Source organism: Paraburkholderia phenoliruptrix, assembly GCF_902859825.1.
In the GTDB taxonomy this organism is placed as follows: Bacteria; Pseudomonadota; Gammaproteobacteria; order Burkholderiales; family Burkholderiaceae; genus Paraburkholderia; species Paraburkholderia phenoliruptrix.
This window is the reverse complement of the sequence record NZ_CADIKB010000004.1, coordinates 268,669-289,409: the sequence shown is the minus strand read 5'-3', so window position 1 is coordinate 289,409 and position 20,741 is coordinate 268,669. Positions and strand designations below refer to the sequence as shown.

21 protein-coding genes are annotated in these 20,741 nt (G+C 63.2%); 12 read left to right on the top strand and 9 right to left on the bottom strand.

Annotation, left to right across the window (positions count from 1 at the left end; translation table 11 throughout):
* Window positions 1-127: 127 nt before the first annotated feature.
* Window positions 128-1,243: an AI-2E family transporter gene (locus HV711_RS07625; protein WP_028360570.1), complete on the bottom strand. Its 1,116-nt coding sequence runs from the start codon at window positions 1,241-1,243 to the stop codon at window positions 128-130.
* Window positions 1,244-1,515: 272 nt separating this feature from the next.
* Between HV711_RS07625 and HV711_RS07620 the strand changes: the two genes are divergently transcribed.
* The 4 genes from HV711_RS07620 to HV711_RS07605 all read left to right on the top strand — a co-directional run bounded on the left by HV711_RS07620 (window position 1,516) and on the right by HV711_RS07605 (window position 5,417).
* Window positions 1,516-2,730 (top strand): DUF2863 family protein, encoded by a 1,215-nt coding sequence (locus HV711_RS07620; protein ID WP_013587807.1) that lies wholly within the window; start codon window positions 1,516-1,518, stop codon window positions 2,728-2,730.
* A 205-nt stretch (window positions 2,731-2,935) separates the two neighbouring features.
* Complete coding sequence (locus HV711_RS07615) at window positions 2,936-3,814, top strand: helix-turn-helix transcriptional regulator (RefSeq protein WP_028360569.1); 879 nt, start codon at window positions 2,936-2,938, stop codon at window positions 3,812-3,814.
* A gap of 110 nt (window positions 3,815-3,924) precedes the next feature.
* Entirely contained in the window at window positions 3,925-4,599 is a 675-nt protein-coding gene (locus HV711_RS07610) for an energy-coupling factor ABC transporter permease (RefSeq protein WP_015002181.1), read from the top strand.
* Window positions 4,600-4,787: 188 nt separating this feature from the next.
* Window positions 4,788-5,417: a BspC domain-containing protein gene (locus HV711_RS07605; protein ID WP_015002180.1), complete on the top strand. Its 630-nt coding sequence runs from the start codon at window positions 4,788-4,790 to the stop codon at window positions 5,415-5,417.
* A 180-nt stretch (window positions 5,418-5,597) separates the two neighbouring features.
* Here the strand turns inward: HV711_RS07605 and HV711_RS07600 are convergent, their stop codons facing one another.
* Entirely contained in the window at window positions 5,598-6,752 is a 1,155-nt protein-coding gene (locus tag HV711_RS07600) for a M14 family metallopeptidase (RefSeq protein ID WP_028360567.1), read from the bottom strand.
* Between the two features lie 64 nt (window positions 6,753-6,816).
* A complete protein-coding gene (gene yaaA / locus HV711_RS07595) occupies window positions 6,817-7,599 on the bottom strand; it encodes a peroxide stress protein YaaA (RefSeq protein ID WP_013587802.1) in 783 nt (260 codons plus the stop codon).
* Window positions 7,600-7,656: 57 nt separating this feature from the next.
* Here yaaA and HV711_RS07590 point away from each other — a divergent pair, with 57 nt between their 5' ends.
* Entirely contained in the window at window positions 7,657-8,181 is a 525-nt protein-coding gene (locus HV711_RS07590) for a putative toxin-antitoxin system toxin component, PIN family (RefSeq protein ID WP_035487027.1), read from the top strand.
* A 123-nt stretch (window positions 8,182-8,304) separates the two neighbouring features.
* Window positions 8,305-9,477, top strand: a complete 1,173-nt coding sequence (locus HV711_RS07585) for a pyridoxal phosphate-dependent aminotransferase (protein ID WP_035487025.1) — start codon at window positions 8,305-8,307, stop codon at window positions 9,475-9,477.
* Window positions 9,478-9,658: 181 nt separating this feature from the next.
* Here the strand turns inward: HV711_RS07585 and HV711_RS07580 are convergent, their stop codons facing one another.
* A complete protein-coding gene (locus HV711_RS07580) occupies window positions 9,659-10,306 on the bottom strand; it encodes a glutathione S-transferase family protein (protein ID WP_013587799.1) in 648 nt (215 codons plus the stop codon).
* A 132-nt stretch (window positions 10,307-10,438) separates the two neighbouring features.
* On the opposite strand from HV711_RS07580, the gene HV711_RS07575 reads away from it, so the two are divergent.
* From HV711_RS07575 to HV711_RS07550, 6 genes are all read left to right on the top strand, one after another.
* Window positions 10,439-11,995 carry a 3-hydroxyacyl-CoA dehydrogenase gene (locus HV711_RS07575; RefSeq protein WP_035487023.1) on the top strand — a complete coding sequence of 519 codons (1,557 nt, stop codon included), beginning with the start codon at window positions 10,439-10,441 and terminating at the stop codon, window positions 11,993-11,995.
* Complete coding sequence (locus HV711_RS07570; RefSeq protein ID WP_028360562.1) at window positions 11,992-12,780, top strand: oxepin-CoA hydrolase, alternative type; 789 nt, start codon at window positions 11,992-11,994, stop codon at window positions 12,778-12,780. The genes HV711_RS07575 and HV711_RS07570 overlap by 4 nt, the downstream gene beginning before the upstream one ends.
* 10 nt (window positions 12,781-12,790) lie before the next feature.
* Window positions 12,791-13,507 (top strand): histidine phosphatase family protein, encoded by a 717-nt coding sequence (locus HV711_RS07565; protein WP_035487021.1) that lies wholly within the window; start codon window positions 12,791-12,793, stop codon window positions 13,505-13,507.
* A gap of 20 nt (window positions 13,508-13,527) precedes the next feature.
* A complete protein-coding gene (locus tag HV711_RS07560) occupies window positions 13,528-14,634 on the top strand; it encodes a phosphotransferase (RefSeq protein ID WP_035487018.1) in 1,107 nt (368 codons plus the stop codon).
* A gap of 74 nt (window positions 14,635-14,708) precedes the next feature.
* On the top strand, window positions 14,709-15,968 hold the full coding sequence (locus HV711_RS07555) for an acyl-CoA dehydrogenase family protein (RefSeq protein ID WP_035487015.1): 1,260 nt from the start codon (window positions 14,709-14,711) through the stop codon (window positions 15,966-15,968).
* 164 nt (window positions 15,969-16,132) lie between these two features.
* A complete protein-coding gene (locus tag HV711_RS07550; protein WP_035487011.1) occupies window positions 16,133-16,834 on the top strand; it encodes a glutathione binding-like protein in 702 nt (233 codons plus the stop codon).
* A 121-nt stretch (window positions 16,835-16,955) separates the two neighbouring features.
* Here the strand turns inward: HV711_RS07550 and HV711_RS07545 are convergent, their stop codons facing one another.
* Genes HV711_RS07545 through HV711_RS07525 form a run of 5 tightly spaced genes read right to left on the bottom strand, consistent with a single transcriptional unit; the run spans window position 16,956 to window position 20,734 of the window.
* The gene (locus tag HV711_RS07545) at window positions 16,956-17,435 is read right to left on the bottom strand and encodes a MaoC family dehydratase (protein WP_035487008.1); all 480 of its coding nucleotides are present in this window, start codon (window positions 17,433-17,435) and stop codon (window positions 16,956-16,958) included.
* Window positions 17,432-17,890, bottom strand: coding sequence for a MaoC family dehydratase (locus HV711_RS07540; RefSeq protein ID WP_035487006.1), 459 nt, complete (start codon window positions 17,888-17,890; stop codon window positions 17,432-17,434). The genes HV711_RS07545 and HV711_RS07540 overlap by 4 nt, the downstream gene beginning before the upstream one ends.
* A gap of 35 nt (window positions 17,891-17,925) precedes the next feature.
* Window positions 17,926-19,053 (bottom strand): acyl-CoA dehydrogenase family protein, encoded by a 1,128-nt coding sequence (locus HV711_RS07535; RefSeq protein WP_028360556.1) that lies wholly within the window; start codon window positions 19,051-19,053, stop codon window positions 17,926-17,928.
* A 10-nt stretch (window positions 19,054-19,063) separates the two neighbouring features.
* Complete coding sequence (locus HV711_RS07530; protein ID WP_035487003.1) at window positions 19,064-20,260, bottom strand: acyl-CoA dehydrogenase family protein; 1,197 nt, start codon at window positions 20,258-20,260, stop codon at window positions 19,064-19,066.
* A 48-nt stretch (window positions 20,261-20,308) separates the two neighbouring features.
* The gene (locus HV711_RS07525; RefSeq protein ID WP_013587788.1) at window positions 20,309-20,734 is read right to left on the bottom strand and encodes a DUF1178 family protein; all 426 of its coding nucleotides are present in this window, start codon (window positions 20,732-20,734) and stop codon (window positions 20,309-20,311) included.
* Window positions 20,735-20,741 lie beyond the last annotated feature (7 nt).

Genomic DNA, 20,741 nt, shown 5'->3' with positions numbered 1-20,741 from the left:
CTGCTGCCACCGCCGGAAGCCTTGCCACTGCTGGCTTTCCCGCTTCCCGTGCCCCGGCGTCCGGAGCACGAAAGAGCGAGATTCTAGCGAGCCCCGCGACGGGTTGCAAGCCCCAATCCGCATTTATTCAAGGCGCCTTTTCGATACGCCCTATTTCTCCGGCAACAGGCGGTTTAACGTCTGGTGTCAATGAGCCTGCCGCAGGCGCTCCGATGGTCCAGTCGTGCAGCACCGTGTACGCAACCGCCAGCAACGTCGGCCCGATGAACACCCCGAGGAAGCCAAACGCGAACGCGCCGCCGAGAATGCCCAGCATGACGAGAATCAACGGCATGTCACTATTTTTCCCGATGAGAATCGGCTTGATCACATTGTCCGACATGCCGACCACCAGTACGCCCCACACGACGAGGAAGATGGCCCAGCCGGTCGCCCCGCCGTGATAGAGCCAGATGGCCGCGGGCAACCATACTATTACCGGGCCGCCTGGTATCACCGAGAGGAAAAACGTCGCGAGCCCCAGCAATGCAGGCGCCGGCACGCCAGCGATCCAGCAGCCGAACCCCGCCAGAATGCCCTGAACAAGCGCAGTGCCCAGGATTCCGTAGACCACACCCTTGACGGTGCTGCCTGCCAGCGCCAGCAGATAATCGGCGCGCTCACCGGCAATGCGCCGCATGCCCGCGTTCAGCCACGCGCCCGCGCCCTCGCCTCCGGTGTAAAAGAAAAAGGCCAGCACGATACTTAACGCGAGCAGGCCAAGACCGTGCGTGACGGCAATCGCCGCAGAAAGAATCCACTTGCCGGCCGGCGCGGCCAGAGTGCGCAACTGCGCGATCAACTCGGAATTGCTGCTTGTCAGCGTCTCCCAGAAACTTTCGATGCTCGAACCGACCACGGGAATTCGCGCCACCCAAGGCGGCAGATCCGGCAGTCCGGCTTCGAACAGCCTTTGAACCAGCGCCACGATGTCGTGGACGTGCGCGCCGAACGCAAAACCCGCATAGACGAACGGCCCGAGCACCACGATCAGAATGATCAGCACGATCAACGTGGCGGCCCATTTACGCCTGCCGCCGACTGCCGCGGTCAGCCTCCGGTAAAACCCCCAGGAGCTGTAGCTTAGGATCGCACCCCACAGCAAAGCCGTGGTGAACGGAGCGAGGACAAGCAAGGAGCCGCCCACCAGGATAATCAGCGCGAACACCGCGGCCAGACGTTCAATCAATTGGTCGGATTTCACCATGAATCTCCTGTTGCGCCAGACCGTGGCGGCAAGCCCGGACGCCGCCCGGGCGCCCGCAAAAAGCGCTCAGTATATAGAAGCGACTTCCACCCGCCTGCCGTCTTATATTATTTGACGAAGTCGGGACGCGAAGTCTGTCCGACCTACGCCACCAGTCTGATTTTTGGTCTTGAAACGTCCTAATCGATCCGGCACTACGCGCCAAACAATATGGCGTCCCGGAAACGACTAGAATATAAGGTTCTGTGCACACCCAAACTTCCGGATTTATGCGCTCGCGAATCGCCAAACGTCTCCCCCCCGATGCCGACAAGCTTGTCGGTCTTTCGCTCGCGCTTTTCGCGTCGGGCAGCCGTACCGAGGACCGCTTCTGGGAAGCGAAACTCGACGCGCTGCTAGCCAGGATCGTGCGCAACGGCAATCAGACCACGCTCGACGCCGCACTCGACCATCTGCAGCAGAATCATCCCGACGCTTACGGCGCGCTCGCCGACATGGCCGAAACGCACAGCGAATCGTTCGTCATCGAGCACGAGGGTGCGTCGTATGAGGCATTGCTGATTGCCGCGCCGGTCCTCGCGTGGACCCGCTACATGATCCCGTCCGGCCCGCTCAAAGCCGACGCCGCCGACGCCTTGCGCGCGCATCTGCAGGCTCATGTGCTCGCGGCCAATACGCGCGTCGCCATGGCGCCGTTTTTGTACAGCATCGACCAGTTGCCGCGCCATCACGTCGAAACCTGGCGCATTGCGCAGCAGCTCGCGCAGGCCGCCATGGCCGGCGGCAGTCTCAAGCTGAACTTCGGCGAACTGCCGGAAACCTCGCCGATTCTCGCCGACCCGCGCTTCCTGCTAGCGGTAGTGGCCGCGCCGGTCGGCGAGCCGACCTTTCGCTGGCAGGAAGAAGAACACGGCAACCGCATCGAGCGCGGCCAATGTCTCGAGCAGTGGGCAACGCAAGGCGGCGCCAATCTGTCGCTCGTGCTGCCGGGCTGCGAGTTCGAGTGTCTGCTGCCCGACGCCTACTATTCCGCGTGCCGTGATGCTGACGAACGCGTGCGGCCCCACACCGTGCGGACCGCCGTGCGTTATCTTTTCGACACAATTGGCGCAGCGCCGCAGGACCTGCGCGCGGTGGTCGCCGGCTTCGGCGAGCGTCGCATCGACGAATACCGCGTCGGCTTCACGCGCCGCGGCAGCAATGACGTCATCTACGGCGTCGTGTGGCCGCTATACGGCCGCGAAAACGGGGAAGCCGGCATCGACGAAGAGCCGCAGGAAACCGCCGCCCCAGATGCTCCGCTCGAGGAAATCGTCGCGCTGCTCAAGGAAACCGGCGTGACCGACGTGCGGCGCCACGCCGGCCGCTTCGAGCCCGAATATTGCGATGACTGCGGCGTGCCGTTGTACGCCGACCCGCTCGGCGAAATCGTCCACGCCGAAATGCCGGAAGATGCCGAGCCCGCCCAGCCGCACTTCCATTAAACAGGCGCGCCGCCGGCGCATCGCAGCTCCGCAGGAAGCCCCGCCGCGCGCGGGGCTTTTTTATGCCTGATGCCTCCTATGCCTTTCGGACAGCCGTCAAATCGAAGGGAATTTGTCATCATAGTCACGGCGACGCATCGCAACGCCCGGCCACACGCCTCGCGAATGCATCGCGCCAATTCGCCCGATTCATCTGGAGACATGCATGCGATTCTCGATACTCAACTCAGACGCGGAACGACGCGACGGCCTCAAAGCGTTGTTGCGGCAAATCAACCGGCTGGCACGCTTTAACGAAGGGCAAGACTGGCGCCAGGTCGAGCGCACGCTCAAGCGTCAATGGCCCGATCTGCTCGTGATCGACTGGCAGGACTGGATGTCTGTCAAGGACGTCCGGCATCTGCTCAGCCACTACCCGGATCTGCGCATCGCAGTGCTGACCGACAAGATTTCGCCGAAGGTAGTGGGCGAGCTCATGGACGAGGGCGTGCGCGGTGTCGTCGCGCGCGAGACCGATCCTTGCCTGATCGTGCGCGCCTTTGAAATGGTGTTGCTGGGCGGACACTATGTGCCCCCGGGCGCTTTGCCGCTCAATCCGCCGCTGCCCGCGGACACCGCCATCCGGCCGTTCGACGAAAAGAACCCGCCGCCGCGCCGCGCGCGGTTGTCCAATGGACTCTCGCCCCGCCAGGAGCAGATCATGCGCTGCGTCCATATGGGCAGCACCAACAAGATGATTGCGCGCACGCTCGGCATCAGTGAAGGTACGGTCAAGATCCACCTGACAAGCATATTCCAGCAGCTCGGCGCACCGAATCGTGCCGCCGCGGTCGCGCTTTACAACGGATGGCTGACGAACCAATTGCAAGTACTGCGCAACAAAGGGGACAACCTGATGCGGCCGGTCATGGGTCAAGCCGGTCTGGTGCCGCTGCGGCGCGCCTCTCAGCGGCGCTTCGAATACCCGTTGTCGGCTAACGACACGGCAGCGCCCCTGCCGATGGCAGCCGAGCCCGGCACGGCCTACGACGAGGCGCCTGCTGCGAAGCTTCCGTCTGAGCCCGTTACGGAACGTTCCTCGTGATGTGACGACGCGCGCGCCGGCAGCGTGACGCGCGGTTTCTGCCAGTGCGTGTACCGGCTGGCACGGAATCCGCTCACACCTTTTGTCGTCCAACGAGTAATATGAGACTCATGGGTTTCCTCTACACACCGCTTCCGTTCTGGATCGCTGTCGGTGGCTGGATCGTCACTGCGATAGTGGTCGCGCTCGCGCTGTGGAAAAATCCTTTCAAACGTCTTCAGGACGGCACATTGCAGCATGTCTGGCTGGCCATCATCGTGGCCGTATCGGTGCTGTGGGCAAGCAACGCCTGGCTCGACGACGGAACCGTCATGCATCTGCTCGGCGCAACGCTCGTCGTGACGCTGTTCGACTGGGCACTCGCGCTCATTGCCATGGCAGTGGTCACGGGTCTCGCGGGCCTCATCTTCGACGCACCGTGGCAAGGCATCGCGCTGACTTTCCTCGTGTTCGGCGCGGTGCCGGTCGGCATCTCGACACTGCTTCAACGGGCCAGCGTTGCGTGGCTGCCGCGCAATCTCTTTATGTTCATCTTCGGCCAGGGCTTTGTGTCGCCGGCTATTGCCGTTTCGCTCACGGCGGCGGCGGCGCTCGGCGTTCATGTCGCGCTTGCCGACGGCTCGCCGACTGTCGTGCCCGCAGGCTACGCGCTCAGCGTGCTTTTACTCGCCACGGGCGAGGCATGGTTCACGGGAATGTCGACGGCATTGATCGCGGTCTACCGCCCCGCATGGGTCACCACTTATGATGTTCGGCGATACCGGCTCGGCGGCCCACGCACGTGAACGCCGACAAGCCCGTACGCACCGCTCGCGCCAAAGCGACCGCGTTGCGCGGCGTGCGTGCGAACACGCGCGAGCCTGTGCAGAGCCCGGTCAAACAGCGGTCGAAAAATAGTTGCGGCACGATTGAACTCAACCATGTCGCCAGGCATCTTACGTGCCTCACGTCTCATTAGCGTCTAACGAACTTGATGGATTGCACCAACGCACCGCGCCGATTGCTGCGGCTGGTCGGCCGGTTGGCAACATTGGCAGCAAGTCTCTCGCTTGTCTGCACCGCGCCCGCATTCGCCGACCAACTCGAACAGCACAACGATCTCGTCAACAAATTTGTCAATGAAATGCACGCCGACCCGCTCGTAGCGGATTGCGCCGCGCATGGCAATTTTGTCGCGAGCACATCGACCGCTTTTGATCACGTCGAATTCCCACCCAGTTCCTTCGACAGCGCGCACGCCTCGATCACACCGTGGAACGATTCGTTCGACGAAGGCAAGCAGCGCGTCAAGGTGGACAACATCGTCACGGTGGAAGGGCTCGGCATCCGCCAGAACGGCGGAGGCGACGCTGCCGACCTGAAATTCCGTTGCGGCTATGTCGGCTCGCAAATGCTCGCGTTCAGCTGGAACGACCCGGTGCCGCCCGCACGGGCGCGCAGCGCGGAACATTCACAGTCGCGTGCGACGTCGGGCAAGCATCGTGGCGGCAAGGGCAAGCAGGCGGCAACCAGCAAAGGTGCAAAGAAAAGCACGGCCAAGTCGTCGAAAGGCACGTCGAGCAAATCGTCCAGCAAGAAAGCACCGGCGAAGAAGAAGCATTAGGCGAAGAACGCGCGTCACCACGCGCGGTCGGCAACGCCGCCCCCGTCCCATCTTGGGCGCTGGTAATACCGCCAGAGTGGGCAATCTTCAGCGCGTGTCGTGATGAAATCCGCGGCGCGCGCTCACGGCAACACAAAGGCACACGCGCAATCCATGTGTGCCTTTGTGTGCCGCCACCCATCAGGCGAACCTCTCCAGATGCCACAAAATGGCCTGCAGCATCGCCGCGCCGAGCGACGCGCTGCGCTCGCCGTTCCAGCCCACCCGTTCGTCAGGCAAGTTGGCGTTGTCCTTGAACGGCATTTCCAGCGTCAATGACAAACAGCCAAATTCGTTGCCGATATATTTCGACGCCAGCTTGAGCGCATCTTCGCGATACTTGCTCGCCGCGTAGCCGTACTTGTCCTGGAAATCAGGGCTCGCCTGTTTGAATGCTTCGATAAAGGCTTTCTGTTCCTCGGCTTGCCGCTCGGTGAATCCCGGCAGCATCTCGGAGCCCGCCACGAACACGTAAGGCAGCGCCTCGTCGCCGTGAACGTCGAAGAACAGATCACAACCGGTTGCGCGAATTGCGTCACGCACCACGAGGACCTCGGGACTTCGGGCGGCGTCCGGCTCCATCCACTCGCGGTTCAGATTAGCGCCCGCCGCGTTCGTGCGCAGGTTTCCGTGCACGCTGCCGTCCGGGTTCATGTTGGGCACGATATGAAACACGGCGTGATCGTACAGCTTGCGCGCAACCGGATCGCCCGCCCAATCGCCCCAGCCGACGAGCCGCTTTACGAGCCCTTCGATAAACCATTCGGCCATTGTTTCGCCGGGATGCTGACGCGCGATCAGCCAGATGTTCTTCTTCGGCGTGTCGCCGCTTCGCGGCGTGCCGAGCGTGAGCAGCGACACCGGCCGGCCCTCGACGGTCGTGCCCAGTTCGGTGAGCGCGGCATGCGGCATCTGCTGAACGGCGCCGAGAAACTCGGCGTGACGTTCCTCGCTGTACGGCTCGAAGTACGCGTAGTAAATGTGGTCGAACTCCGGCGTATGGTCGATGATGAGCACGCGGCCGTCGTAGGACGTCGGCACGCGAAACCAGTTGACGCGGTCGTAGCTGGCCACGGCCTGGTAGTCGCGCCAACCTTCCGCAAAGGCGCACGCCGCCGCATTCTCGAAGGTCATCACACAGCGCTCGCCTGCCGCGCCCGAGAGCCGGAAGTAGAACCACTGCGCGAAGTCCGCATGGCTGTCGGGCCTGACGCGCAGGCGGATGTCCCCGGCTTGCGCGCAGGACAGCACCTCGATTGCGCCCGCGTCGAAGTTGCTCGTAATCGATATAGTCATGATGTGATTCTCTGCAGGGTGTGCGGCAAACCCCCGGGCGGCGCTCCGCCGGGCGGCGTTCCGCTTATTCGGCGACGCGGCGGCGGAATACGTAAGTGGAATCGTTCGAGGCCTGAACGTCGAACGCATAGCCTTCCGAGTCGAACGCCTTCAGCTGTTCCGGCTGGTCGAGGCGATGTTCGACGACATAGCGCGCCATCAGCCCGCGCGCGCGCTTTGCATGAAAGCTGATGATCTTGTAGCGGCCGCCCTTCCAGTCCTCGAACACCGGCGTGATGACCGGCGCTTCCAGCAGCTTCGGCTTGACCGACCTGAAATACTCACCCGACGCGCAGTTCACCAGCACCCGCGAGCCCGCCGCGCGCTTCTTCAATTGCACGTTCAAGGCTTGGGTGATGCGCTCGCCCCAGAATGCGTACAGGTCTTTGCCGCGCGGGTTGGCGAGGCGCGTGCCCATTTCCAGACGATACGGCTGCAGCAGATCGAGCGGACGCAGCAGCCCATAGAGCCCGGACAACACGCGCACGTGGTTCTGGGCAAAGTCCAGATCCGCCGACGACAACGTCTTCGCGTTCAAGCCCTCATACACGTCGCCGTTGAACGCGAGCACGGCCTGCTTCGCGTTGTCCGTGCCGAAGCGCGGCGACCACTGCGCATAGCGCTCGAAATTGAGGTGCGCCAGCTGATCGGAAATGCTCATGAGCGAGGCGATCTGTTGCGGCGACAAACGACGCAGGCCGCTGATCAATTCGGCGGCATCGTCGACAAAATCGGGAATGGTGTGCTTCTTGACGTGAGGCGGGGTGTCGTAGTCGAGCGATTTCGCCGGCGACAGAACGATTATCATAGAGGCTTGCAGGCACGCCGTGCCTGGCGGTCAAAGACGAAAGCCAGATTGTAACGAATGCCCGGTTCCCATGCCTCACGCGGCGCTTTGCGCGTCGTTCTCGATTCCAATGTCTGGATCGACATTCTCGTGTTCGACGATCCGCACACGCGGCCCATTCGCGCCGCGCTTGAAAGCGGCGCCCTCGCCGCGCTGATCGACGCGCGCTGCCTCGCCGAACTCACTTACGTGCTCGACTATCCGCAGTTCGTCGAACGCAAGGTGGACAAGTCCGCCGCGCTCGCCGTTCTCGGGCGCCTCGCGCAGCTTGTCGAACCTGCTGCGCAGCCCGAAGACGCGCGGCCGCTCCCCAGATGCAAGGACCGCGACGATCAGAAATTCCTCGAACTCGCGCATGCCGCACAGGCGCACTGGCTGATTTCGAAAGATCGCGCCGTATTGAAGCTCGCGAAGCGGATCGCGCGCGATTTCGGCTTTCAGATCGCGCAGCCCGCGCCGTTCGCCGCCTCGCTGGCTGATCCTGCCGGCAACGCACCTGGCGGTTCGACGAGCCGAGCCGCAGCCATGGAAAGCCCGGTATAACCCTAGGCTTCGAACCCGCGCTGCGGCGCGGCCGCGCACGCGGCGCCGCGATTCCCTACAATCAGGCTTCGCGGGTTTCAAACGATGCCTGCGCCCACTCACCCGTCCTGCCCGAACAGCGCCATGAATGCACCGCACGACACGCCCATGAGTCCCTCGTTTCCCTCGCGCCTGCCGAATGTCGGCACCACGATCTTCACCGTGATGAGCGCGCTCGCCGCCGAAAAAGGCGCGGTGAACCTCGGCCAGGGCTTTCCCGACTTCGGCTGCGATCCGCGCATCGTGGAGGCGGTTGCGAATGCAATGCGCGACGGCCACAACCAGTATCCGCCGATGGCAGGCGCCGCGTCGCTGCGCGAAGCGATCTCCAGCAAAATCGCCAGTCTGTACGGCCGCCGCTATGACGCCGCCACGGAAATCACCGTCACGGCGGGCGCGACCCAGGCGCTGTTGACCGCGATTCTGTGCACGGTCCATCCGGGCGACGAAGTGATCGTCATCGAACCGACCTACGACAGCTATCTTCCGTCCATCGAGCTGGCGGGCGGCAAACCCGTATTCGTCACACTGGAGGCGCCGGACTACGCGATCCCGTTCGACAGGCTCGCCTCCGCCATCACGCCGAAAACGCGGCTTTTGTTGATCAATACGCCGCACAATCCGACCGGCACCGTCTGGCGCGCCGAAGACATGCGCAAGCTTGAAGACATCGTGCGCGGTACCAACGTGCTGATTCTCTCGGACGAAGTGTACGAACACATGGTGTACGACGGCGCACCGCACGAAAGCGTGGCGCGTTATCCGGAGCTGGCGCAACGCAGTTTCGTCGTGTCGAGCTTCGGCAAAACGTATCACGTGACCGGCTGGAAAGTCGGCTACGTTGCGGCGCCGGCCGCGCTGACCGCCGAATTCCGCAAAGTCCATCAGTTCAACGTCTTCACCGTGAACACGCCGATGCAGATCGGTCTCGCCGAGTATATGAAAGACCCGGCGCCGTATCTGGAGCTGCCGGCGTTTTATCAGAAGAAGCGCGATTTCTTCCGCGCCGGCCTCGCCCATTCCCGCTTCAAGCTCCTGCCTTGCACGGGCACGTACTTTCAGTGCGTCGACTATTCCGCCATCAGCGATCTGCCCGAAGCCGAGTTCGCGCAATGGCTGACCGGCGAAATCGGCGTCGCCGCCATTCCGGTCTCCGCGTTCTATCACGAGGCGCACGAGTCGGGCGTAGTGCGCTTCTGTTTTGCGAAGCAGGAAAGCACGCTCGCCACGGCGCTCGAGCGGCTGGCGCAGCTCTAGCATGTCACGCGCGATGCTGCGAACGAACCCACGTTCCTCGTCATCGCGCGCAGCGGCCAGCGCGTGCGCCGGGCGCCGCGGCTCGCTTCATGCCGCGCGGCGCGTTTCGGGTTGCATTCCGCGTTGCACTTCGTGTTGCGCTTCGTGTGGCATTTCGCGGTGCCCCGGTCGGCGCCCTCAGTCAGGCCGGACGCGACGCCGCGATATACGCCTTGCGGTCCTCGGTCACGCGCTGCGCGGCTGGCCGGCTGTTGATCGCTTTCACATAGCTCTTCCAGTCCAGACCGGCGTCGAGCAGAAAATCGCGGCCATAGACAGCCTGCGTCGCCATGCCGACGAGCGGCAAGCTTACATAGCCGGCCGCATCCGCGACGCTGAACCGCTCGCCGCGCAAATACGGCGCGAACTTCGCTATCCGCCTGAAGCCCGCGATGTGATGCGCGAGCAGCTTCTCGACCCGGCCCTTGGTCGCATCGCTCACCGTGCCGCCGAAAAACGCTTCCTTGTACAGATTGCGCACCGTCAGTTCGAGATGCACATCGACGAACGTGATCAACTCGCGCTCCTTGGCCGCCTCCCAGGGATCCGCGGAGAAAATCTGCCTGTCGGGAAAGCGCGCGGCGAGATACTCGACGATACATTGCGATTCGCACAAATCGCCGTGTTCCGTCTGCAAATAAGGCACTTTGCCGAGCGGCGAGTGAGCGAGCACCGCCTCGTCCTGGCTCGGCTCGACGAACACCTCCTCGAACTCGATGCCGTGTTCGAGGAGAACGAACTTCACCTTGTTGTAGTAGTTGGAAAGCGCAAAGCCGCAGAGCTTGATCATCGTTGTCTCCTTGTTTCCTGCGTAGGTGAAACTGTTGAACTGCTGATCAACAGATGCGGCAGCCGCCCGGCAACCGTCAGGTAATGTGCACGAGCGTGCTATTCTAAAATAACCATGGAGTCGAGCAACACAATGACCTCTCGCAATTTCAGCATCGAGACTATCGGCATTGTCGGCAGCGGAGCAATGGGCCGCGGCATCGCGCAGATCCCGGCGCTCGCCGGTCTCACCGTGCGCCTCTACGACGCGAATCCGGCTGCAATCGGCGCCGCGCGCGATTACCTCGCCGACACGTTCGCCAAGCTCACCGCCAAAGGCAAGCTCGACGACGCGCGTTCGCTCGCCGCGCTCGCCAACGTCAAGGCCGCGCATTCGATCAGCGAACTCGTGGATTGCGATCTCGTGATCGAGGCGATCGTCGAAAAGCTCGAAGTCAAGCAGGCGCTCTTTCGCGAACTCGAGACCGTGGTGAGCGGACGTTGCGTGCTCGCGTCGAACACGTCGTCGCTGTCCATCACGGCGATCGCCGCGGGCTGTAGCGACCCGTCCCGCGTGGTCGGCTATCACTTCTTCAATCCGGTCCCGCTCATGAAAGTGGTCGAAGTGATCGACGGCCTGCGCAGCGACCGCGAAGCAGGTGACGCGTTGATGGACCTCGCGCGCCGCATGGGCCACACGCCGGTTCGCGCGAAAGACATGCCTGGCTTCATCGTCAATCACGCGGGCCGAGGCATGAATACCGAGGGCCTGCGCGTGGCCGGCGAAGGCGTGGCGAGTTTCGCCGACATCGACCGAATCATGCGCGAGCAAGCGGGCTTTCGCCTCGGCCCGTTCGAGCTGCTCGACCTGACCGCGCTCGACGTTTCACACCCGGTGATGGAGTCGATCTACCATCAGTTTTATGAGGAGCCGCGCTTTACGCCCTCGCCCATTACCGGCACACGGCTCGCGGGCGGACTGCTCGGCCGCAAGACCGGCGAAGGGTTTTATCGCTATGAAGACGGCAAGCAGCAGGCGGCCGCGGAAGCCCCCGCGCCCACTGCGCTGCCGGCGAGCGTCTGGGTCAGCAAGCGATACCCGGAAGCTCGCGAAGCCGTCGTGGAACTCATCGGGAAAGCCGGCGTGACGCTAGACGAAGGCGCGACACCCGCTGCCGATTCGCTGATTGTCGTCACACCGTTCGGCCACGACGCCACCACGGCCGCCGTCGCCGAAGCGCTCGACGCGCGCCGCGTCGTCGCCATCGACGCGCTCTTTCCACTCGTCGGCGCCCAACGCCGCACGCTGATGACCACGCCCGCCACCACGCGCGCCGCGCGCGACGCCGGCCACGCGCTCTTTGCCGCCGACGGCGTGCCGGTCACCGTCATTCGCGACTCGACGGGGTTCGTCACCCAGCGCGTGGTGGCAACGATCGTCAACATCGGCTGCGAGATCGCGCAAAAGCAGATTGCGTCGCCGGAAGACATCGACCTGGCCGTGATGCTCGGCCTCGGCTATCCGCGCGGGCCGCTTGCACTCGGCGACGCACTCGGCGCGAAAACCATCCTCACCATTTTGCGCAATATGTTCGACGTGCTCGGCGAGCCGCGCTACCGGCCGTCGCCGTGGCTCGCGCGCCGCGCGCAACTCGGCCTGTCGCTCACTCAGTGCGACGCCGCAGACAACGATACGGAGACACAATCATGAGCGCCGAACTGCTCACCTCGCGCCCCCCAGAAAGCGAATCGACACTGGTTCTCACGCTATCGAACCCCGGCGCCCGCAACGCGTTGCACCCCGACATGTATGCGGCCGGGATCGAAGCGCTCGATTCAGTGGAACGCGATCCATCTATTCGCGCCGTGGTGATCGCCGGCGCGGACAACTTTTTTTGCGCGGGCGGCAACCTGAACCGTCTGCTCGAAAACCGCGCGAAAGACCCTTCGGTGCAGGCACAAAGCATCGACCTGCTGGCCGAGTGGATCTCGGCGCTGCGGCTGTCCTCGAAACCGGTGATTGCCGCGGTCGACGGCGCGGCTGCCGGCGCCGGCTTTTCGCTCGCGCTGGCATGCGATCTGATCGTCGCGGCCGAAGACGCCAAATTCGTGATGTCGTATGCGCGCGTCGGCCTCACACCCGACGGCGGGGGCTCGTGGTTCCTCGCGCAGGCGCTGCCTCGCCAGCTGGCCACGGAAGTGCTGATCGAAGGCAAGCCGATCGGCGCCGCGCGTTTGCACGAACTCGGCGTCGTCAACAGGCTCGTGAAGCCGGGCACGGCGCGCGACGCCGCCGTCGCATGGGCGGACGAGCTCGGCAAGATCTCGCCCAATTCGGCCGCGCGCATCAAGACCCTGGTCTGCGCGGCCGGCACGCAGCCGCTTTCCACGCATCTCGTTGCCGAACGCGATAACTTCGTCGCCTCGCTGCATCATCGCGACGCGCTGGAGGGTATTTCCGCGTTCCTCGAAAAACGCGCGCCCGTCTACAAATAAGCGAGGGACCATGCCCGCCTATCAGCTACCGAAGCGCCGGCGCATCTATCTGATGCGTCACGGCGATGTGACGTACTTCGACGACTCCGGCCGGACAATCGATCCCGAAACCGTGCCTTTGAACGCCAACGGCCGGGAGCAGGCAAGCGCCGCGGGCCGCGTGTTCGCCGAACAGCAGGTGCGCTTCGACCGTGTGATCGTGAGCGGACTGCCGCGCACCGTGGAAACCGCGCAGCGCGTGCTGGCCGAGACCGGTCAGCGGATCGAAGTGGAGATCGAACCGGCGTGGCATGAAATTCGCGGCGGCAAGCTGCTGCAGATTCCGTTGCAGGATCTCGAAGCGGCGTTTCTCGGCGTGTTCGACGGGATCGTGCCGGAAAGCACGCGCTTTCTCGACGGGGAGACGATCGGCGAATTGTTCGACCGCGTGCTGCCCGCCGTCGCCGCGTTGCGCGAGGACAGCTCGTGGGACACCGTGTTGCTGGTGCTGCACGGCGGGGTGAATCGCGCGATTCTCTCGCATGCGCTCACGGCCGGCGGCCGCACATTCTTCGGCCACCTTGCGCAGGCCACGGGCTGCATCAACGCACTCGACGTCGGCTCGGCACCGCGCGACTGGGTGCTGCGCGCGATCAATTATTCCCCGCCGTCGCCGCTGCATCGCGACATCCGCAATACGACGATGGAAATTCTCTACGCACAATTCATCCGATACTCGCGTAGCTGAACCCGAACCGGAGGAGACACATGGTGCAAGCGTCAGAAAGCGGCGAACTGGAACAGCGGGCGGATTACTCGGCGTTCGAGGGCACGCGCCCTGTCAATGAACGGCAGCGCTTCGACCATGAAGCGCTCGGCGCGTGGTTGACGCGGCATGTCGACGGTTTCTCGGGGCCGCTCACGGTCGAGCAGTTCGCCGGCGGGCAGTCGAATCCCACCTTCAAGCTCGTCACGCCCTCGCGCGCTTACGTGATGCGCGCGAAGCCCGGGCCGGCGGCGAAATTGCTGCCGTCCGCGCATGCCGTCGAACGTGAATACCGCGTCATGCATGCGCTCGCCGGCACGGACATGCCCGTCGCCAGAATGCTTGCGCTGTGCGAGGACGAAAGCGTGATCGGGCGCGCCTTCTATGTGATGGAGTTCGTTGAGGGCCGTGTGCTGTGGGACCCGTCGCTGCCCGGCATGAGCGCCGCTGAACGCGCCGCGATCTACGATGAAATGAACCGCGTGATCGCCGCACTGCACAGCGTCGACCCGGCGGACGTGGGGCTTTCCGACTATGGCAAGCCGGGCAACTATTTTGCGCGTCAGATCGGCCGCTGGAGCAAGCAGTACCTTGCGTCGGAAACCGAACCGATCGAGGCGATGCAGCGTCTCATCGAATGGTTGCCGCAGCATATGCCCGCCGAAAGCGGCCAGCGCGTCTCGATCGTGCATGGCGATTACCGGCTCGACAATCTGATCTTCGATCGCAAGCAACCGAAAGTGCTGGCCGTACTCGACTGGGAATTGTCGACGCTCGGCGATCCGCTCGCGGATTTCGCGTATCACTGCATGGCGTGGCATGTCGATCCCGCTCAGTTCCGCGGCATCGCGGGCCTTGACTGGGCCGCGCTGGGCATACCCGACGAGCAGCACTACGTCGAGCAATATTGCGCGCGCACAGGCTTCGAGATTCGCGGCGACTGGAATTTCTACCTGGCGTACAACATGTTTCGCATCGCGGCGATTCTGCAGGGCATCATGAAGCGAGTCGTCGACGGCACCGCGGCAAGCGCGCAAGCACTCGATGCGGGCCGGCGCGCGCGGCCAATGGCGGAACTCGCCTGGCGTTACGCGCAGAAGGTGGGTTGATCGGCGATGCGAGGGCGCCGGAGCGCGCCTCGCAGCCCAACATTGAATATCGTCCGTTATCCGCGAGGTTATAGATGAATTTCGACTACACCCCAAAGGTTCAGGCACTGCGCGAAAAACTGCTCGCCCTTTTCGACGAGCACATTTATCCCAATGAGCACGCGTTCTACGCGGAGATTGCGCGGAATCGGCAAGACGGCAACGCATGGCAGCCGACGGAACTGATCGAGGAACTCAAGCAGACAGCGCGCGACGCGGGCCTGTGGAATCTGTTTTTGCCGGATTCCGTACGCGGCGCCGGGCTCACCAACCTCGAATACGCGCCGTTGTGCGAAATCATGGGGCGCGTGCCCTGGGCGCCGGAGGTGTTCAATTGCAACGCGCCCGACACCGGCAACATGGAAACGATCGAGCGCTACGGCAGCGAGGAGAACAAGCGCGAATGGCTTGAACCGCTTCTGCAAGGGCACATTCGTTCTGCATTCCTGATGACAGAGCCCGAAGTCGCTTCGTCGGATGCCACCAATATCCAGACCAGCATTGTGCGCGACGGCGACTACTACGTAATCAACGGTCACAAGTGGTGGTCGTCGGGCGCGGGCGATCCGCGCTGCAAGATCTATATCGTGATGGGCAAGACCGATCCCGAGGCGCCGCGCCATCAACAGCAGTCAATGATCCTCGTTCCCGCCGACGCCACCGGGATCACGGTGCACCGTCCGCTTTCCGTGTTCGGTTATGACGACGCTCCGCACGGCCACATGGAAATTACGCTCGACAACGTGCGCGTGCCGGTGACAAATATGCTGCTCGGCGAAGGGCGCGGCTTCGAGATTGCGCAGGGCCGCCTGGGACCGGGACGCATCCATCATTGCATGCGTCTGATCGGCCTTGCAGAGCGCGCACTCGAATTGATGTGCAAACGGTCGCTGCAACGCGTCGCCTTTGGCAAGCCGGTTGCCATGCAGGGCGTGACGCAGGAGCGTATTGCCGAGGCGCGCTGCCTGATCGAACAGGCACGGCTCCTGACGCTGAAAACCGCGTACATGATGGACACCGTGGGCAACAAGGCAGCGCGCGGCGAAATCGCGATGATCAAGGTTGTGGCGCCGAACATGGCGTGTCAGGTCATCGACTGGGCAATCCAGGCTCACGGCGGCGGCGGTGTCAGCGACGACTTCCCGCTCGCGTACGCTTACGCGTCGGCCCGGACGCTGCGTTTCGCCGACGGACCGGACGAAGTGCATCGCAATGCGATTGCCAAGCTCGAACTTGCGCGTTACATGGAGCCCGGCGCGGCGGATCGTGTCAAGACGCCGGTCACGCGCGCTTGAGGTACTGCTGACAGAATTTGACGCGCGTTTTGTCGGCGGCAGGTTCGGTCTTGCAGCGCCCGTCGTCGCTGCCGGCTCGCCAGCAGCATCGTGCGATCTATGCTCTAATTTTCGCGAAGCGCGGCGCCCTCGCGGTGCCGCGTTAACGAACGCAAGGAGCGAGGATGATCGACGTCTATAGCTGGGCGACCCCTAACGGTCACAAGGTCCATATCATGCTCGAGGAGACAGGCCTCGAGTACACGGTGCACGCAGTCGACATCGGCGCCGGCGATCAGTTCAAAGCCGAATTTCTCGACATCAGCCCGAACAACAAGATTCCGGCGATTACCGACTCCGACGGCCCACGCAGGGCGGACGGCAAACCGTTCGCGCTGTTCGAATCGGGCGCGATCCTGATTTATCTCGCCGAGAAAACCGGCCGTTTCCTGCCGACCGATCCCGCTGCCCGCTATTCGGTACTGCAATGGCTGATGTTCCAGATGGGCGGTCTCGGGCCCATGCTCGGGCAAACGCACCACTTCCGCATTTACGCGCCCGAGCCGATCGAGTACGCGATCAACCGCTACACCAATGAAACCCGGCGGCTGTATGGCGTGATGGACAAGCAACTCGGCAAGACGCAGTACCTGGCCGGGAACGAGTATACGATCGCCGACATTGCGTCGTTCCCCTGGACGCGTTCGTGGCAAAACCAGGGCATCGAACTCGACGCGTTTCCGAACGTGAAACGATGGCATGAGGAAATCGCCGCGCGTCCGGCGGTGGTGCGCGGCGTCGCGGTGCTCGCGTCGGCCCGCAAGCCGCTGATGGACGACAAGGCCAAGGAAATGCTGTTCGGCGCGACACAATACGCAAAGCATTAGGGCGTTGGGGCGTGGCGCGACGGCGCGCACGCGGGCCTGACTGGAAATGTCGCGGTGCCAAAGCGACCTGGCCTTGGCATGCGGCTAGCCGTCGTCCGTCTAACGCTTGCGGCGGAGCGCGTCAGAAATAATGGCGCGTGATGAACTCGGCAATGCACACCGGCCGCTCATTGCCTTGCCGCTCCAACGTGACGTTCCACGTTATTTGCACGCCTGCCTGCTCGATATCCACGACGGACGCCACCGCGAATTGAGCGCGCAATTGCGCGCCCACCAGTACAGGCGACGTAAACCTGACGCGATTGAGCCCATAGTTCACCGCCATGCGTTGCTCGATCCGCAGGGTTTTTTGCAGCAGTCCGGGAATCAGGGAAAGCGTCATGAAGCCGTGCGCAATGGCACCGCCGAATGGCGACTCGCGCCGCGCGCGCTCGGGGTCGACGTGGATCCATTGCTGGTCGCCGGTGGCTTCGGCAAAACGATCCACGCTCGCTTGATCGATCGTTATCCAATCGCTTAGCAGTGGCGCCCCGCCGACGAGCGCATGCAACGCCGCCGCGTCGCAAAACACCGCAGCAGGCGACACGCTTTCCGTCGTCATGACGCGGCGCCCGGGTTGCGCAGCCCGAACAAGCCTTTGGAGCGCACCGTGATCACCGTCTCGCCATGCTGATTGATGCCCGCCCATTGCGTGGACACGATGCCGCGATCCGGTTTGCTCTCCGAGACGCGCTTGTCGAGCACCGAATTCGTCATGGTGATCGTATCGCCGACGCGCACCGGCTTGAGCCAACGTATTTCGTCGATGCCGGGCGAGCCCATCGACGTCGAGCCCGCGAGTACGTTGCGCACCAGCATGCCCATCATGACCGAACAGGTATGCCAGCCGCTCGCCACCAATCCCCGAAACGCAGAGGTTTCAGCCGCGGCCTCGTCGACATGGAACGGCTGCGGGTCGAACTTCTCCGCAAACTCGATGATCTCCTCGCGCGTGAAAGTGTGCTTGCCCACTTCGGTCGTGGAGCCGACCGTCATGTCCTCGTAACTCAAACCCATCTCTTTGTCTCCTTGCTGTCGATTCAATCGGCCAATCAGACTTCGGTACTGACAAACCCCGGCAGCGCGGCAAAGCGTGCAAGATGATGATCGACGTCGCCCAATGTCGTTTCAATGATAGCGAGACGCTTGAACAGATGCGCCGCGGCGACCTCGTTCGTGACGCCCATTCCGCCGTGCAACTGCACCGCCTGCTGGCCGACGAACCGTGCGGCCTGCCCCACGCGCACCTTCGCCGCGGAGATTGCGCGGCGGCGCTCATCGGCATCTTCGCTCGAATAGCGCATGGCGGCCAGGTAGGTGAGCGAACGCGCCTGCTCGGCGTGAATCAGCATCTCGACCATACGGTGCTGCAAGACCTGGAAGCGTGCGATGGGCTGACCGAACTGCTGGCGCGTCCTCGTGTAGTCGACCGTTGCCGTGTTCAATGCGTCGAGCGCGCCGATGGCTTCCGCACACAGCAACAGCGTGCCGTAATCCGCGATATGCTCGAGAGCGGCCGCGCCCGAGTGCCGCCCGCTCAGACGGCGTGCCGGCGTGCGGTCGAACTCCAGCGTGGCAGCGCGCTGCCCGTCGATGGTGCGGTAATCGGTGATCTTCGCACCGGCGGCCTCGCGCGCAACGACGAATAACGCGATTTCGCCATTCACGCGCGCCGGAACGATCCAGTAATTCGCCTGCGCGCCATGCAGCACTACCGACTTCCTTCCGATAAGCGTCTGCTGCTCGCCTGCGTCATGTGCAGTGGTTGCCACATCGAACAGGTCGTAGCGCGCCTGCGGTTCGTGGAATGCAAACGCCAGCTTGATCTTGCCTTGAGCCGCGCGCTCGAGCAGCGATGCATCTTCGCCCTGCCCTGTGCCGGCGAGGCGCACGGCCTCGATGCCCACGGCGCTCGCCCAATATGGCTCGACCACCAGCGCACGGCCCAGTTCCTGCATGACGACCAGCATGTCGACTGGTCCGCCGTTGAAACCGCCGTGTGCTTCTGGCACCGGTAATGCCGTCAGGCCCAACTCGGCGAAGGCTGCCCAGTGGGCCTCAGAGACACCAGTGTCCGACCGCACGATCGCCTGGCGCGCTTCGAAGCCGTAGCCCTTATCCAGATAGCGGCGCAGCGCGTCGGCAAACTGCTGTTGCTCGTCGTTGAAGGTGAAGTCCATGCGCCGCTCCTCAAAGTCCGAGAATCATCTGGGCGATGATGTTCTTTTGAATTTCGTTCGACCCGCCGTAGATCGACGTCTTGCGGAAGTTGAAGTAATACGCGGCTAACGGCGCCGCATCGTCGTCGCCAGCAAGGCTGTGTTGGCGCTCGCCCTCGAGGAACGGCACGTCGAACGGCGCGGCAAGCGGTCCAATGGCTTCGAACATGAGTTCGGTCAACGCCTGTTGCACCTCCGTGCCTTTGATCTTGAGCATCGAGGCCTCGGGACCCGGCCCACGTCCGCCTGCCTCGTTGGCCACCACGCGCTGCACGGTGACTTCGAGCGCCATCAGTTCGATTTCCAGATTTGCAACTTTGGCGGCGAACACCGGGTCGTGCAAAAGCGGTTTGCCGTTCTTTTTCTGATCGAGCGCGAGACGCTTGAGGAAAACCAGCTCGCGCTTTGACTGCCCGACTCGTGCGATGCCGGTGCGCTCGTGCCCGAGCAGATACTTCGCGTAGGTCCAGCCGCGGTTCTCCTCGCCGACCAGATTGTCGACGGGCACTTTTACGCCTTCGAAGAAAACTTCATTGACTTCATGGTCTTCGTCGAGCGTGATGATCGGACGGACCGTGATGCCGGGCGTTTTCATGTCGATAAGCAGGAACGAGATCCCCTCCTGCTTCTTGGCGCCGCTGTCCGTGCGCACAAGACAGAACATCATATCGGCGTGCTGCCCCAATGTAGTCCACGTTTTCTGCCCATTGACCAGGTAGTGATCCCCGACCCGTTCAGCACGCGTACGTAGCGACGCGAGGTCGGAACCGGAGCCGGGCTCCGAGTAGCCCTGACACCACCAGTCGGTACCGTCGAGAATGCGCGGCAGGTAGTAGCGTTTTTGGGCCTCGTTGCCGTATTTCATGAGGACCGGCGCAACCATGGAGACACCGAATGGCAACACCGTGGGCGCACCGACACGCGCGCACTCTTCGTCCCAGATATGACGCTGGGTCGCGTCCCAGCCTGGGCCGCCGTATTCCTTCGGCCAGGCCACAGCCGACCAGCCGCGCGCGCCCAGCAGTTTGTGCCAGCTTGCGAAGTCTTCGCGATTCAGCCGCTTGTGATTGAGTACCTTCTCGCTCAGTTCGCGAGGCAGGCTGGCTTCGAGCCAGGCGCGGATCTCGGCGCGGAACGCCTTCTCCGCGGGGGAATAGTCCAGATTCATACGCAGTGTCTCCTGGCCGCTACCACCCGCCGCCAGTGAGCCGGTGCGCTATTGCAGCGGTTCCTTCAAGGCAGCCGGGACCGGCAGCGGCATCACTTCGATGCCTTCTTCGACCAAAGCTCGCGCGTCTTCCGGCGTCGTGACGCCGCGAATATTGCGTGCCGGCGCTTCGTTGTAGTGAATGCGCCGTGCTTCCTCGGCGAAGCGGTCGCCCACGTTCTCCGTCTTTTCCAGTACCTCGCGCAACGCACGCATGGCCCGCGCCTGCAGATCACCGGAGGTCGCGGGCGCTTTCGTTTCGACCGCACCCGAGAGATTCAGGCGCGGAGCCGACGGCAAACGGCTCACCTCTTTCGCGCCGCAAATCGGACATTCGACCAGCTTGCGGGACTGCTGCGATTCGAAGTCATCAGCCGAAGCAAACCAGCCTTCAAACCGATGGCCGTGCGGACACTGTAAATCGAGGACCTTCATTTGGAAT

Bases quoted from the DNA above. Each gene is read 5' to 3' on its own strand.
- HV711_RS07545 (WP_035487008.1), bottom strand. From the start codon at position 17,435: ATGACGACGGAAAGCGTGTCGCCTGCTGCGGTGTTTTGCGACGCGGCG.
- HV711_RS07570 (WP_028360562.1), top strand. From the start codon at position 11,992: ATGAGCGCCGAACTGCTCACCTCGCGCCCCCCAGAAAGCGAATCGACA.
- HV711_RS07540 (WP_035487006.1), bottom strand. From the start codon at position 17,890: ATGGGTTTGAGTTACGAGGACATGACGGTCGGCTCCACGACCGAAGTG.
- HV711_RS07530 (WP_035487003.1), bottom strand. From the start codon at position 20,260: ATGAATCTGGACTATTCCCCCGCGGAGAAGGCGTTCCGCGCCGAGATC.
- HV711_RS07560 (WP_035487018.1), top strand. From the start codon at position 13,528: ATGGTGCAAGCGTCAGAAAGCGGCGAACTGGAACAGCGGGCGGATTAC.
- HV711_RS07610 (WP_015002181.1), top strand. From the start codon at position 3,925: ATGGGTTTCCTCTACACACCGCTTCCGTTCTGGATCGCTGTCGGTGGC.
- HV711_RS07605 (WP_015002180.1), top strand. From the start codon at position 4,788: ATGGATTGCACCAACGCACCGCGCCGATTGCTGCGGCTGGTCGGCCGG.
- HV711_RS07615 (WP_028360569.1), top strand. From the start codon at position 2,936: ATGCGATTCTCGATACTCAACTCAGACGCGGAACGACGCGACGGCCTC.
- HV711_RS07525 (WP_013587788.1), bottom strand. From the start codon at position 20,734: ATGAAGGTCCTCGATTTACAGTGTCCGCACGGCCATCGGTTTGAAGGC.
- HV711_RS07585 (WP_035487025.1), top strand. From the start codon at position 8,305: ATGAATGCACCGCACGACACGCCCATGAGTCCCTCGTTTCCCTCGCGC.
- HV711_RS07590 (WP_035487027.1), top strand. From the start codon at position 7,657: ATGCCCGGTTCCCATGCCTCACGCGGCGCTTTGCGCGTCGTTCTCGAT.
- HV711_RS07580 (WP_013587799.1), bottom strand. From the start codon at position 10,306: ATGATCAAGCTCTGCGGCTTTGCGCTTTCCAACTACTACAACAAGGTG.
- HV711_RS07535 (WP_028360556.1), bottom strand. From the start codon at position 19,053: ATGGACTTCACCTTCAACGACGAGCAACAGCAGTTTGCCGACGCGCTG.
- HV711_RS07565 (WP_035487021.1), top strand. From the start codon at position 12,791: ATGCCCGCCTATCAGCTACCGAAGCGCCGGCGCATCTATCTGATGCGT.
- HV711_RS07550 (WP_035487011.1), top strand. From the start codon at position 16,133: ATGATCGACGTCTATAGCTGGGCGACCCCTAACGGTCACAAGGTCCAT.
- HV711_RS07555 (WP_035487015.1), top strand. From the start codon at position 14,709: ATGAATTTCGACTACACCCCAAAGGTTCAGGCACTGCGCGAAAAACTG.
- HV711_RS07620 (WP_013587807.1), top strand. From the start codon at position 1,516: ATGCGCTCGCGAATCGCCAAACGTCTCCCCCCCGATGCCGACAAGCTT.
- HV711_RS07600 (WP_028360567.1), bottom strand. From the start codon at position 6,752: ATGACTATATCGATTACGAGCAACTTCGACGCGGGCGCAATCGAGGTG.
- yaaA (WP_013587802.1), bottom strand. From the start codon at position 7,599: ATGATAATCGTTCTGTCGCCGGCGAAATCGCTCGACTACGACACCCCG.
- HV711_RS07575 (WP_035487023.1), top strand. From the start codon at position 10,439: ATGACCTCTCGCAATTTCAGCATCGAGACTATCGGCATTGTCGGCAGC.